The sequence below is a fragment of the Dactylosporangium sp. NPDC050588 genome, from assembly GCF_040654975.1.
Taxonomy (GTDB): Bacteria; Actinomycetota; Actinomycetes; order Mycobacteriales; family Micromonosporaceae; genus Dactylosporangium; species Dactylosporangium maewongense.
The window spans coordinates 61,174-73,623 of sequence record NZ_JBFAJA010000036.1; the positions used below are offsets into that span (position 1 = coordinate 61,174).

Annotated in this window: 10 protein-coding genes; 4 read left to right on the plus strand and 6 right to left on the minus strand. The window is 72.9% G+C overall.

Going from position 1 to position 12,450, the window contains the following annotated elements; genetic code table 11:
* Positions 1-16 precede the first annotated feature (16 nt).
* The 4 genes from AB0I21_RS25150 to AB0I21_RS25165 form a co-directional block, all read right to left on the minus strand.
* Positions 17-841 (minus strand): hypothetical protein, encoded by an 825-nt coding sequence (locus tag AB0I21_RS25150; protein WP_360564640.1) that lies wholly within the window; start codon positions 839-841, stop codon positions 17-19.
* Between the two features lie 1,541 nt (positions 842-2,382).
* On the minus strand, positions 2,383-3,750 hold the full coding sequence (locus AB0I21_RS25155; protein ID WP_360564641.1) for a metallopeptidase TldD-related protein: 1,368 nt from the start codon (positions 3,748-3,750) through the stop codon (positions 2,383-2,385).
* A 168-nt stretch (positions 3,751-3,918) separates the two neighbouring features.
* Positions 3,919-5,355 carry a TldD/PmbA family protein gene (locus AB0I21_RS25160; RefSeq protein WP_360564643.1) on the minus strand — a complete coding sequence of 479 codons (1,437 nt, stop codon included), beginning with the start codon at positions 5,353-5,355 and terminating at the stop codon, positions 3,919-3,921.
* A 53-nt stretch (positions 5,356-5,408) separates the two neighbouring features.
* Complete coding sequence (locus tag AB0I21_RS25165) at positions 5,409-5,693, minus strand: 4a-hydroxytetrahydrobiopterin dehydratase (RefSeq protein WP_360564645.1); 285 nt, start codon at positions 5,691-5,693, stop codon at positions 5,409-5,411.
* Positions 5,694-5,727: 34 nt separating this feature from the next.
* Here AB0I21_RS25165 and AB0I21_RS25170 point away from each other — a divergent pair, with 34 nt between their 5' ends.
* The gene (locus tag AB0I21_RS25170) at positions 5,728-6,567 is read left to right on the plus strand and encodes a hypothetical protein (RefSeq protein ID WP_360564647.1); all 840 of its coding nucleotides are present in this window, start codon (positions 5,728-5,730) and stop codon (positions 6,565-6,567) included.
* On the opposite strand, the gene AB0I21_RS25175 is transcribed toward AB0I21_RS25170, so the two are convergent.
* Complete coding sequence (locus tag AB0I21_RS25175; RefSeq protein ID WP_360564648.1) at positions 6,545-8,641, minus strand: prolyl oligopeptidase family serine peptidase; 2,097 nt, start codon at positions 8,639-8,641, stop codon at positions 6,545-6,547. The genes AB0I21_RS25170 and AB0I21_RS25175 overlap by 23 nt on opposite strands.
* Positions 8,642-8,734: 93 nt before the next feature.
* Here AB0I21_RS25175 and mshB point away from each other — a divergent pair, with 93 nt between their 5' ends.
* The 3 genes from mshB to AB0I21_RS25190 all read left to right on the plus strand — a co-directional run bounded on the left by mshB (position 8,735) and on the right by AB0I21_RS25190 (position 11,128).
* Complete coding sequence (gene mshB, locus AB0I21_RS25180) at positions 8,735-9,634, plus strand: N-acetyl-1-D-myo-inositol-2-amino-2-deoxy-alpha-D-glucopyranoside deacetylase (protein WP_360564650.1); 900 nt, start codon at positions 8,735-8,737, stop codon at positions 9,632-9,634.
* Between the two features lie 431 nt (positions 9,635-10,065).
* Complete coding sequence (locus AB0I21_RS25185) at positions 10,066-10,620, plus strand: hypothetical protein (protein WP_360564651.1); 555 nt, start codon at positions 10,066-10,068, stop codon at positions 10,618-10,620.
* A gap of 43 nt (positions 10,621-10,663) precedes the next feature.
* Positions 10,664-11,128 (plus strand): hypothetical protein, encoded by a 465-nt coding sequence (locus tag AB0I21_RS25190; RefSeq protein ID WP_360564652.1) that lies wholly within the window; start codon positions 10,664-10,666, stop codon positions 11,126-11,128.
* Positions 11,129-11,497: 369 nt separating this feature from the next.
* Here AB0I21_RS25190 and AB0I21_RS25195 read toward each other — a convergent pair whose 3' ends face one another.
* On the minus strand, positions 11,498-12,445 hold the full coding sequence (locus tag AB0I21_RS25195; RefSeq protein WP_360564654.1) for a GNAT family N-acetyltransferase: 948 nt from the start codon (positions 12,443-12,445) through the stop codon (positions 11,498-11,500).
* Between the last annotated feature and the right edge of the window lie 5 nt (positions 12,446-12,450).

The window sequence follows — 12,450 nt, forward strand, 5'->3', positions numbered from 1 at the left end:
TGTCCCTAGTTGATGCTCAGTTGAAGAACCGGAAGTCGGTGATCCAGCCGGCCGAGACCGCCATCACGTACGCGTCGGCGATGATCACCGAGAACAGCGATGCCCAGGCGTACTGCTGGTGCTTGGCGTTCAGCTTCGAGACGAGCCCCCAGGCGCGGTACCGCACCGGGTGCTTCGAGAAGTGCTTGAGCCGCCCGCCGATGATGTTCCGGCACGAGTGGCAGCCCAGCGTGTACGCCCAGATCAGCACCGCGTTGACCGCCAGGATCAGCGTGCCGAGCCCCATGCCGACGCCGCCGTCCTTGCCGTGCCAGGCGATGACCGCGTCGTACGTCAGGACCGAGCCGACCAGGATCGCGGCGTAGAAGAAGTACCGGTGGATGTTCTGGAAGATCAGCGGGAAGCGGGTCTCACCGGAGTAGGTCTTGTGACCGTCCGGGACCGCGCACGCCGGCGGCGACAGCCAGAACGAGCGGTAGTACGCCTTGCGGTAGTAGTAGCAGGTCAGCCGGAACCCACCGGGCAGCACCAGAATGATCATCGCCGGCGACATCCACGACGGCAGCTGCGGGATCGGCTGGCCGAGGAAGTGGCTCGACCCCTCCACGCAGCTCTGCGTCAGGCAGGGCGAATAGAACGGCGCGAGGTAGTGCTCGGCATCCGCCCAGTAGTACTTGTTCATGATGGCGCGGACCAGGCCGTAGACCACGAAGGCCCCGAGACCGAGGAACACCAGCAGCGGCTGCAGCCACCACCTGTCCGTCCGCAACGTTTTCTCGCTGATCGCTGCGCGGGGCCCCGCGCCCGAGGCTGACCGAAGCCTGGCCGGCGTGGTCGTCATGGTGGTTGCTCCCTGGACGGGCCGATGTACCGATCTGTGGTCGGTGCACACGTTACGCCGGAACGCATCCGGCCTTGTGATCGCCCTCACCCACGGGCCTAACCACCGATTTTCCAGCCCGCACCCCGCCACTTACGAGCACCCGCCCGCCACCTTCACCCGCCCTTCACCCCTGCGCACCCCAACCCGCCGCAGCAACGCCCCGCCCACCCGCCCCCACCCTTTCGCAACCGCATCGTCCCAGCTCAAGGCCCAATCAAGTGGCCGCCCTCACTGAACCGGCCGATGCTCAGCCGCCCCGCCCACCGCCGCCGCGTTCCTGACCGCCCTCATCCAGACACCCACCGAACCGCTCCCTGTCTTCCACCCCTCCGGGACCGCCGGCACCGCCCACCCGCACCCCGCCGCCAGCAGTGGCATTTTCCACACCGAGCCCACCCGCCCACCAAGATCACCCGGCCGCGCCACCCACCAGCCCGCCCTTCAGTAACGCGCCACTCGAAGGACCGCCCCACTCACGGCACCGACCGGACTCGGCCCGTCAGGCAGGCCGCGTCCACGTCGGAGCCGCGCGAGGCGTTCACCTGCGGACGTGGTCGTCAGCCTCACTCCGCGGCTCGTCTGCAGGCTGCCGGGAGGACCGGGCGGTTCGTGCCGGACCTGCACTGGCGTTCACTGTGGACGTGACTGCCAGCGGTTCGTCGCTGGACTCGCCGGCGCGCGGCCCGTCCTGACGCTGCGGCCCGCCCGCTGGCCACCGGCACGTCAGACAGGCCGCGCCCACGCCGGAGCCGCACGGGGCGTTCATCCCCGGACGTGGTTGCCGGCAGTCCCACGCTGGGCTCGGTGGCGCGAGGAACTTCCCGACTCCGCATGGGTCCGATCGAGGCCGGCCTGCCGAGGCGTCGCGGCTGGTCGAGGGCGTGCAGCGCCCGCCCGGCCCGCCGCCGCTTCGAGAGGCGCCGTTCCCGGGGATGCGCTCTGCGGACGTGGTTGCCGGCTGTCCCACGCTGGGCTCGGTGGCGCGAGGAACTTCCCGACTCCGCATGGGTCCGATCGAGGCCGGCCTGCCGAGGTGTCGCGGCTGGTCGAGGGCGTGCAGCGCCCGCCCGGCCCGCCGCCGCTTCGAGATGCGCCGTTCCCGGGGATGCGCTCTGCGGACGTGGTTGCCGGCAGTCCCACGCTGGGCTCGGTGGCGCGAGGAACCTCCCGACTCCGCACGGGACCGATCGACGCCGGTCTGCCTGACGCTGCGGTGCGTCGAGGGCCTGCAGCGCCCGTCCGGCCCGCCGCCGCTTCGAGGGCATGCCGTCCTCAGCCATACGCCCAACGGCGTTTGCGTCCGGGCGGCGTTGCGTCTGACGGCGGTGCGTCCGGTGGCGTCATTCGGCAGCGTTGTTGCCCTGGTCCGGATGACGGCGAGGGTCTGCGGCAGGACGTCGCTGTCCGGCGGCGGTGCGTCTGGCGGCGGTGCGTCTGACGGCGGTGCGTCCGGGCGGCGGTGCGGAGTCGGGGGTGCGAGGGGGCGAGGTCTGAGGGCGTCAGCCAGAGGCGCCGCCGGTGTAGTTCCACGAAGCGAGGCGCAGCGCCGGGGCGGACGCGCCCGACTCCGACCAGGCGCCCGGCAGCTCGACGGCGCGTGGGCCGACGCCCAGCACGGCGCCGGGGGCCAGGGCCTGCGGGTAGGACTGGGTGAAGCGGAAGTTGCGCACCGGGGTGGTCACCACGCCGTCCTCGATGAGCCAGACGCCATTGCGCGTCAGGCCGGTGACGACCAGGGTGCGCGGGTCCAGGACGCGGGTGTAGTGGTTGTCGGTCACCAGGAGGCCGCGCTCCACGCCGGCGACCAGGCCCGCCACGCCCGAGTCGGCGGCCGGGCCGTCGACCTCGACCGGTGCGGGTCCGTCGTGCGCGAGCAGCCGCAGGCTCGAAGGCACCGCGCCGAAGCTGGCGCCGCCCGGGATCGCGTGGCCCGTCGAGGTCGCGCCCGCGCCCGCCTTCGCGGCCGTGCGCCGGTCGTGCACGAGGGCGGTCGACACGCCCGCGTCGACCAGGACGACCCGCTGCCGCGGGGTGCCCTCCACGTCGAACGGCAGCACCGTCGAGCCGGCCGCCGTCGCGTCCTCGACCAGCGTCACCGCGGGGTCGAACTGGGCCGCGCCCAGCTCCAGGAACGACTGGCGGTCCTGCACCATCTTGGCGTTGAAGCCATACATCGCGAGGAACTGCAGCACGTCGGCGACGGCCGTCGGCTCCAGCACCACCTCATACCGCCCCGGCGGCAGCTCCACGGGATCGACGCCGGCCCTGGCCTTCGCCGCCGCCCTGGCCCCCAGGACCGCGCCGTCGAGGTCGGCGAGGCGCACCGACGCGAGCCGGGCCAGGCCGTCCGACGTCGAGGTCCGCGCGATGCCGTCCATCGCCGCGCCCGTCCTGCCGCCCGTGACGTGCTGGCCGGCGGAGTTGGCGTAGACGACCCGGGTCGACGACGTGCGGCAATACCCCGCCGCCTCCAGCCCGGCCGCCTCGTCGACGAACGCCCGCACCCTCGCCGCCCGGTCGTCCGGCGACGCCGCCGCGGTCGCCTCGTCGACGTTGCCACCGAAGGCGACGGGTGCCGGCGGGGCCAGGCCCGGCCAGGTCGGGTCGGCCGGCGCGAGCCGCATCCCGGCCACCGTGCGCTGGACGAAGTCCTCGATGCCGTCGACGACCGTGCTGGTCGCCGTCGCGGTCCGCCCGTCGGCGTGCAGCCTGAGCCGCACCTCCGTGGTCTCGTCGGCGACGTTCTGATGGATGTACGAATTGGCGAACCTGGTCAGCGCCACCGCCGACCGCCCCACCAGCACCTCGGCGTCGATGCCGTCGCCGACCAACTTCAGGATCCGCTCGGCGAGATCGGTCTCGCTCATGCCGCCACCTCCGCTGCGCTGCGGCGTCGGCCTGAGCCGAACCTGTCACATGATGAGCGGCCCGAGCCGCTCCGCTGGCCGCTCATGCCGCCACCTCCGCTGCGCTGCGGCGTCGGCCTGAGCCGAACCTGTCACATGATGAGCGGCCCGAGCCGCTCCGCTGGCCGCTCATCCCCTGACCCCCACCCGCACGTTTTGGAACCGGGCCGCCGAGGCCGGATGGCCCGTGTGCCCGATCTGGCCCGGCTGGCCCTTGCCACAGTTGGGCGTGCCCCACGCCGTCGTCTCCGAGCCCAGCATGTCCATCGAGCCCCAGAACTTCGGCCCGATGCCCGTGTAGGTCGGGTTGCGCAGCATCCGCCCGAGCTTGCCGTCCTTGATCTCCCAGCCGACCTCGCAGCCGAACTGGAAGTTGAGCCGCTTGTCGTCGATCGACCAGGACCGGTTGAGGTCCATCAGCACGCCGTCGGCGGTCTCGGCGATCATCTCCTCGAGGGTGTGCGGCCCGGGGGTCAGCCCGACATTCGTCATGCGCACCATCGGCAGCCGCGCCCAGCCGTCGGCCCGCACGCTGCCCGCATAGTCCAGGCCCGCGACCGCCGCCGACTCCCGGCCGGCCAGGGTGCCCACCCAGATCCCGTCGCGGACCGCGTGCCGCGGCTGCGCCGGCGTCCCCTCGTCGTCATAGCCGAACGAGCCGAGCGCGCCCGGGATCGTCGGGTCGATCGTGATGTTCATGAGCTCGGAGCCATAGCGCAGCCGGCCGAGCTGCGCCAGGTCGAGCCAGCTCGTCCCCGCGAACGCCGCCTCCCACCCCAGGATCCGGTCCAGCTCGATCGCGTGCCCCACCGACTCGTGGATCTGCAACGCCATCTGCTCGCTGCCCAGGATCAGGGTCGTCTCGCCGGCCGGGCACTGCGGCGCCGACAGCAGCGCCCGCGCCTCGTCGGCGATCCGGGCGGCGTGCGCCGTCAGGTCGAGCTCGTCGACCAGCTCCCAGCCCCTCGTCCCATACTGCCCGCGATACGACGGATAGGACCTGCGCTGCGTCTCCCCGTCGCCGATCACCGTCGCGGAGATGCCCGCCCCCGCTTCGCGGATGTGCTGGTCGATGCGGTGCCCCTGCGACGACACGAACCACTTGCGCGTGTCCCAGATCTGATACAGCCCCTCGGCGATGTCGGCGCCACCCTTGTGCGCCTCCGCCGTCGCGCCCGTCAGCAGGTCGCCCTTCGTCGACAGCGCCACGCCCAGCGGGTCGACCTCGCACGCGCTCGCCCACGAGTCGGTGCGGGCCTCGATCTCCACCAGGTCCACGGGCGGCCCGGGCACCGAGGCCGACGCCCGCGCGATCGCCGTGGCCCGCTCACCCGCCCGCCGCGCGGCGTCGCGCCCCAGGTCGGGCAGGGCGAAGAACCCCCAGCTCGACCCGACCAGCGCCCGCACGCCGACGCCGGCGTCCTCGGACTGGCTCAGGTCCTCGATCGCGCCGTTGCGCGCGCTCATCGACTCGGACCGCCGGTGCATCACCCGCGCGTCGGCATACCGAGCCCCGGCCGCGAGGGCCGCTTCAACCGCCGCACTTGCCACGTCGAAGTGGGTCATGGTTGGACACTACCGACCCGCTACGACATTTTTCGGGCCCGGAACGAAAGCGCCTATCCGATCAGGTCGTTGATCTGGCCGGCGAGGGCGATGTCCCTACTGGTCACGCCGCCTTCGCTGTGGGTGACCAGGCGGAAGGTCACGGTCCGCCAACGGATGTCGATGTCGGGGTGGTGGTCGGCCTGCTCGGCCACGTGGGCCACCTCGGCCACCAGCCGGATGCCGTCGAGGAACGTCCCGGCCTTCACCGAGCGTTCGATGCCGGATGTGTCGCCGGCCCAGCCGTCGAGGTTGGCGAGGGCAGCGGTCACCTCGTCGCTGCCGAGAAGCGCGGTCATGCCGGAAACGCTACGCCTGCCGTAGAAAGAGAGCATGTCGATCGCCGGTGTCACCCGCGAATTGCTCGTGCGCTACCTCGACCTCTGGGTGCCGGGGGCGGTGCACTCGCCGCACGGCGCGACGTTCCTGCACGGCTCCGCGACGGAGCTGGACGGTGACATCGCGGAGGCGGCCCTGAGGGCCTGCGCCGAGTTCGGAGACCGGTTGTCCAGAAAGCGGCTGACACTGCTGTACGTCACGGCGGCGAAGGGACTCGAGCAACGGCTCAGCGCCGTACAACGTGAGCTGCAGACACCGGCTGAGCTGTCGGTGCACGTCATGTCCGGCGACGTGGCGGTGCTGCTGAAGGCGCTCGGCGCGAGGTCCGGCCCGCTGCTGTCCATGATCGAGGGGATCGACCCGGCGGTCGTCGCCGACGCCAGGCCCGCCGAGGTGATCGCCGTCGATGTGCCGCGGGACCGGTTGCGGGACTTCGAGCTCACCACCGCGGTGACGCTGGTCGGACCGCAGGCGGAGCGGACGATCGGCTTCGGCACGCGGTCGGCGAAGAGCCTCGAGGCGTTCAAGAACGAGATGTGGGCCCTCGACGAGTACGCCGGCGTCCGGTACCGCGACCCCAATGACCCAGAAGGTCACCTCATGGACATCACCCTCGACCCGAACCCGGGCGCGCTGCGGCGCGAGCTCCTGACCTACCTGCGCGGCGGCGACAGGTCCGTCACCGAGCTGAAGCGGTTCGCCCTCACGGAGACGGTGTACCGCGCCGCCGACGCCGTCAAGGTGGTCACCGCGCTGCTGCAGAGCGGCGCGGTGACCAGGGAACCGAAGGAGGGCCGCCTCGGCGGCGACGTCAGGATACGGATCGCCGGATGAAGTCCAGCTCGATGCGCAGCAGCTTCTCCGCCAGCCCGCCCGCGGCCATGTGCGTCGCGCCGGTCAGCGGGATCATCGAGTGCGGCCGGCCCGCGGCGAGCAGCGCCGCCGACAGGCGCAGCGTGTGCGCGGCGACCACGTTGTCGTCGACGAGGCCGTGCACGAGCAGCATCGGCCGGGCGTCCTCCGGGCGCACCGGCGGCTCGGCGGCCAGCTCGATCAGCGAGTTGTGGCTGTACACCTCCGGCGCGTCCGCGGGCAGCCCCAGGTAACGCTCCGTGTATGCGGTGTCGTACAGCGCCCAGTCGGTGACCGGCGCGCCGACGACCGCGCAGTGGTAGACGTCCGGGCGGCGCAGCACCGCCAGCGCGGACAGCCAGCCGCCGAACGACCAGCCGCGGATCGCGACCCGGTCCAGGTCCAGGTCGGGGTGCTTCTCCGAGAGCGCCTGCAGGGCGTCGGCCTGGTCGGTGAGGATGACGTCGGAGAAGCGCCGGTGGATCGCCTTCTCGAATGTCGGCGACACGCCGGGGGTGCCCCGGTTGTCGATCGTGACGACCGCGAACCCGGCGTCGGCCCACCACTGCTTCTCCAGCCATCGGGCCCGCGCCGCGACGACCTCCTGGTGGCCCGGCCCGCCGTAGATCGCCACGAGGACCGGCAGCTTCCGCCCGGCGACGTGCCCTCGCGGGTAGAGCACGGCGGTGGGCAGCCTCCGGTCGGTGACCCGCTCCAGCACCGGCCTCGGGGCGAAGGGCGGTGTCGCGGCGAGCGACGCGATGGTGCCGATCTCTGCGTCGTCATGGCGGATGGTGTACTGCCAACCGGCGTGCTCCAGCGTCTGCGACCCGATCACCACCGTGCGGGCGGCCGCGTGCGCGACGTGCCAGCCCGGCTCGGAGGTGAGCCGCTGCGCCTGCGCGCCGGCGTGCGAGACGGGGACGCGGAACACGTGCTGCTCGCTCGGCTCGCCCTCGCTGGCCTCGACGACGAGGTCGCCGGCGAGACGGCCGGCGACGCGCCGCACGTACAGGTCGGGCGGCGTCAGCAGGCTGCCGTCGGCGAACAGGCAGCGCGCGTCGTAGCCGTCGTGCGCGAGCTCGCCGCCGACGAGGACCCGGCCGTCGGCCAGGTGCTGCGGGGTGCCGGGGACCGGCTCGACCCAGCGCGGGTCGGCGAGCTCGGCGTGCACCTGCGTCTCACCGGTCCGCGGGTCGACCGCGATCACCAGGCCGTGCTGCTGCAGGCGGCGCAGCACCGTGAGCAGCGGGCCGCCCTGCTCGGTCCACGAGGCCTCCACCAGGTACGGGTACGTCTCCCGGTCCCAGTGCACGTCCACCCAGCCGCCGTCCAGGTCCAGCACGTGCAGGGTGACCTTCGCGTTGGTCGCGCCGGCGTGCGGGTACGCCACCGTCGTCGGCGGCTGGTCCGGCTGCGACGGGTCATGCAGGTGCCAGCGCGGCACCCGCGACTCGTCGACCCGGGCGGTCAGGATGCTGCGGCCGTCCGGCGACCACCAGTAGCCCCGGAAGCGATGGAACTCCTCCGCGCCGATGAACTCCGCGAGGCCCCAGGTCACGCCCTCCTCGCCGGCCAGCACCGCGTCGGTCCCGTCGGGCTCGATCACACGGAGTGCGCCGCCCGTCACGTACGCCACCCGCTGCCCCGCCGGATCCGGTCGCGGATCGACGGCGGGCCCGGCCGTGCGCAGCTCCGTGAGGTCCCCGGTCAGCAGGTCCACCCGGAAGAGGCGCCCCCCGAGCGGGAAGACGGCCATCACGCCGGCGCTGTCCATGGCGTACGAGCCGATGCCGCCCGCCGACAGCCGCAGCCGCTCGCGCAGGGCCCGCTCCGCGGGCGGAAGGTCGGCTTCGACGCTCAGGAGGACGGCGGGGTCGGCGAGGAGCCGCTCCGCCCTGTCAGCCACGTCGAACACCCACAGGGCGTCGCGGCTGTCCTCGGGGCCTGACGAGCGCAGGAACACCACCCGCGCCCCGTCCGAGGTCACCGTCACGGCGCGCGGAGCGCCATAGGAGAAGCGTCGGGTGCGCGCGGCCAACTCCGGATAGTCCACCCCGGAATGTTTACCCGAAGCGGCCCGATTGTCATGCTCCACCGGCGCCGCGCCGCGGGGGAAGTGTCATACGCACGTCGTAGAGTTGGCGCTGTGAGTGCTCGGAGCATCCTTTTCGTCCATGCGCACCCCGACGACGAGTCGATGGGGACCGGCGCGACGATGGCCCACTATGCGGCCGCCGGCGCGCACGTCACCCTGATCACCTGCACGCTTGGTGAGGAGGGCGAGATCCACCGGCCCGAGCTCGCCGGGCTCGCCGCGGGTGCGGCCGACCAGCTCGGCGGCTATCGCATCGCGGAGCTGGAGGAGGCGTGCCGCCGGCTCGGGGTCACCGACCACCGGTTCCTCGGCGGCGCGGGGCGCTATCGCGACTCCGGGATGATGGGCACCCCGCAGAATGAGCACCCCCGCGCGTTCTGGGGCGCCGACCTCGACGCGGCCGCGACCGAGCTGCTGGAGGTGATCCGCGAGGTCCGCCCGCAGGTCGCCGTCACCTATGACCCCAATGGCTTCTATGGCCACCCCGACCACATCCAGGCGCACCGGGTGCTGATGCGGGCCGTCGAGCTGGCCGACGCCGAGGGCATCGCGCCCGCGAAGGTCTACTGGACCGCGGTCCCGCGCAGCGTCCTGGAGGCCGGCATGCGGGAGTTCCGCGACTCGTCGGACAACCCGTTCGCCGACGTGGAGAAGCCCGAGGACCTGCCCTTCGGCACCGCCGACCACGAGATCGCGGCCCGCCTCGACGGGCACGAGTTCGCCGAGGAGAAGACCGCCGCGCTGCGCGCCCACGCGACGCAGATCCCGCCGACGTCGTGGCTGTTCGCGATCGCCGGCAATTTCGGCGCCGAGTTCATGGGCGTGGAGTATTACCAGCTCGCCCGTGGCGTGAAGGGCCCCGGCGTGGGGCCGCACGGCTGGGAAGAGGACCTGTTCGCGGGCCTGGACATCGAGGCGCCCGCCCCGCAGCTGGAGACCGCGGCGTCGTGACGAAGCGGAAGGCGGTGACCGCACCGCGCGCCGGCCAGTCCGGCGCCGCGCGGGCAGACCTGTCCAAGCCGGCGAGCGCCGACGCCATCGCGGCGGGCGCCAGCGCTGTCGCGGCCGGGAGCGGCCCGGCGGGAGACGGTGCTCCGGCGAATGGGAGCGGCTCGGCGGAGGGCGGCCCGGTGGTCGGGGACGGTCCGGCGGTCGGTGGCGGACCCGTGCTCGGCAAGAGTCCAGCGGCGGGCGGCGCCAGTCCTGCCGGGGGCGGTCCAGCCGGCGCCACCGCGGGCGGTCCGGCGGGTGCCACCCCGGGCGGGAGCGACCCTGCGGTCGGTGGCGGACCCGTGCTCAGGAAGGGGCCGGCGGCGGGCGATGTCAGCGCTCCCGCGGGCGGGGACGACCCCGCGGTTCGTGGGGACGGTCCGGGCGGCAGGGTGGAGCCCTATGCGCCCGACAGTGGGTTCGACGTGCCCGGTGGCGAAGAGGCGCCGAAGCCCGAGGTGGCCGGCGGGTCGCTCGACATCGTGATCACGATCGGCGGGCTGGTCGTCGCGGTGCTGCTGGCGGTGGCGCTGGCGGTGTTCGAGGCGTTCCTGGCGCCGTTGCGGCTGTCCGACCTCGGGCTGTCCGGCCCCGGGAAGAGCAACATGCGGATCCCGCTCGCGTTGGTGCTGGCGCTGGTGACGAATCCGATGCTCGGGTGGTTCGCGTTCACGACGACGGGCCGGCGGTTCGCGGCGCTGCTGCCGGCGGGTGCCTGGTGCGTTGTGTGGATCTTAGCGGCGGGCCGCACCACCGAGGGTGACCTGCTCATCACCAACGACAACTGGGTGGGGCTGCTGACGCTGTTCGCGGGGCCGCTGGCGTTCGCGATCGGCATCTACGTCACGGCGCTGCGGCAGCGGGTCGCGGGCTCAGCGAACTCGAAGGCAACGCCCCTTGCGCCACAGAGCGTGGGAAAGGTAGACACGTTCCCGCACCGTCCGTGACCCTCGGCGGCGCACGGGGAGCGAACATCAGCGGAGGCTTGTGATGAAGGAGCGTTGGCTGCCTGTCGGCCTCATCGCCGGGGGACTCTTCCTCGTCAACGTCGTCGCGCGGCTGGTCGTGCGGTTCGCCGCCGGCACCGACGACGACAAGCAGGTCACGATCGGCCTGTGGGCGCTGTTCGCCGTCGGTGCCGTGATGATTCCTGTCGCGTTCTGGTACGGGCGCCGCCACCCCATGCTCCGCCTCGTGGCCGACCTGGGCATCGCCGTGGTGTCCGCGTGCGTGCTCGCGGTGCTGGTGGGGCCGTTCGTGTCGGGCGCCACGCCGTTCGGCGACGGCGTCGGGCTCGTCTTCCGCCAGTTCTTCTACTTCGTCGGCCTCTCCGCCATCGGCGCGGTCCTGGGCGTGCTCGCGCTGATGACGCTCGGCTGGGACTACCGGTCGCAGTCGTGGAAGCGGTACATCGACCGCGCCGGCACCAAGCCCCGCCGCATCGTCCGCCGCTAGCCGGCCCGCCCTCGCCCTGCCCGGCGACGTGGCCGGCGGGTTGCGGCCCGCAAAAGCCGGCGCGGGTTACGGCCCGCAAAGCCGGCGTGGGTTTGCGGCCTGCAATGCCGGCGCGGGTCGCGGACCGCAAAAGCCGACGTGGGTTGCGGACCGCAAAGCCGGCGCGGGTCGCGGCCTGCAATGCCGGCGCGGGTCGCGGACCGCAGAAGCCGGCGGCTCCGGTGCCCGTCGCCGACCGTCTGTGAGGCCGTCGTGGGACGGCGCGGTGGCGGGCCCGGTAGCTCGCGTAGCTCGCCCGCACGCCGTCCGGCTCCGCTGCCTGGATCAAGATCGAAGGACGACGGCTTCGATCAGGGACGTCGTGACCAGTCAGCCGGTGGGCAGGACCCGTGTCTGGTAGACGTGGTGCGTGGTGAAGCCGAGCTTCTCGTACAGGGCGACCGCTCCCGTGTTGCGCTGCTCCACCTGCAGGTAGGCGTCGGTGGCGCCGGCTTCCACGGCCCACGCGGTCAGGGTGCCGAGGACGCGCCGGGCGAGGCCCTGGCGCCGGGCGCGTTCGTCGGTGCCGATCAGGGACAGGCCCAGCCAGCGGCCGTCGGGGTCGGCGACGCAGCCCCGGCCGGTGGCCAGCAGGACCCCGGCGGGGTCGCGCAGCGAGGCGAACCGGACGGCCGCCACGCCGGTGAGGACGCCGCGGGCGGAGGGGGGCAGCGGGCCCTTCCGGCCGGCGACGGCGGTCAGCCACTCGTCCGACGGCGAGGCGTCGAGCGTCACCTGCGGATCGGCGGTGGCCGGAAGGTCTGCGAGGCGGGCGGTCATGAGCAGCGTCAGCGGCATCGGGGTCCAGCCCCGGCGGTCGAGCTCGTCGTCGATGCGCTGGAAGAGCGGCAGCGGGACGCTCATCGCCGGCGGGAGGGCGCGCTGCTCGTACCAGCGCGAAACCGCGTCGACGGCATCGGGCAGCGGCAGGTCGGGGTCGCCGACCGGGAGGGCCGAGTTGCCGCGCATGGTCCAGCCGTCGGTGGCGCGCAGGAGCCAGTCGCCGAGCTGGTCGCGCTCGCCCGCGGGCCAGCCGGCCGCGGCGGCGACCTCCAGGGACTCGGTGGGCGTGAGGCGGCGCCGGTCGGGCACGGGCTTGGCCCTGTGGATCTCAGCGATTGGAACGCGGACGGCGCCGGTCCGCCCACGCACTGTGAGATGCGTCTCGGTGATCTCGACGAGTCGGCCCAGAATGTCCGAGTAGAGGGGTCGATCGCCGCGCTGTCCCACGATGCGGCGCACGACGACCCGACTTCCCACATGCTGTGGACCGAGCACGCTGC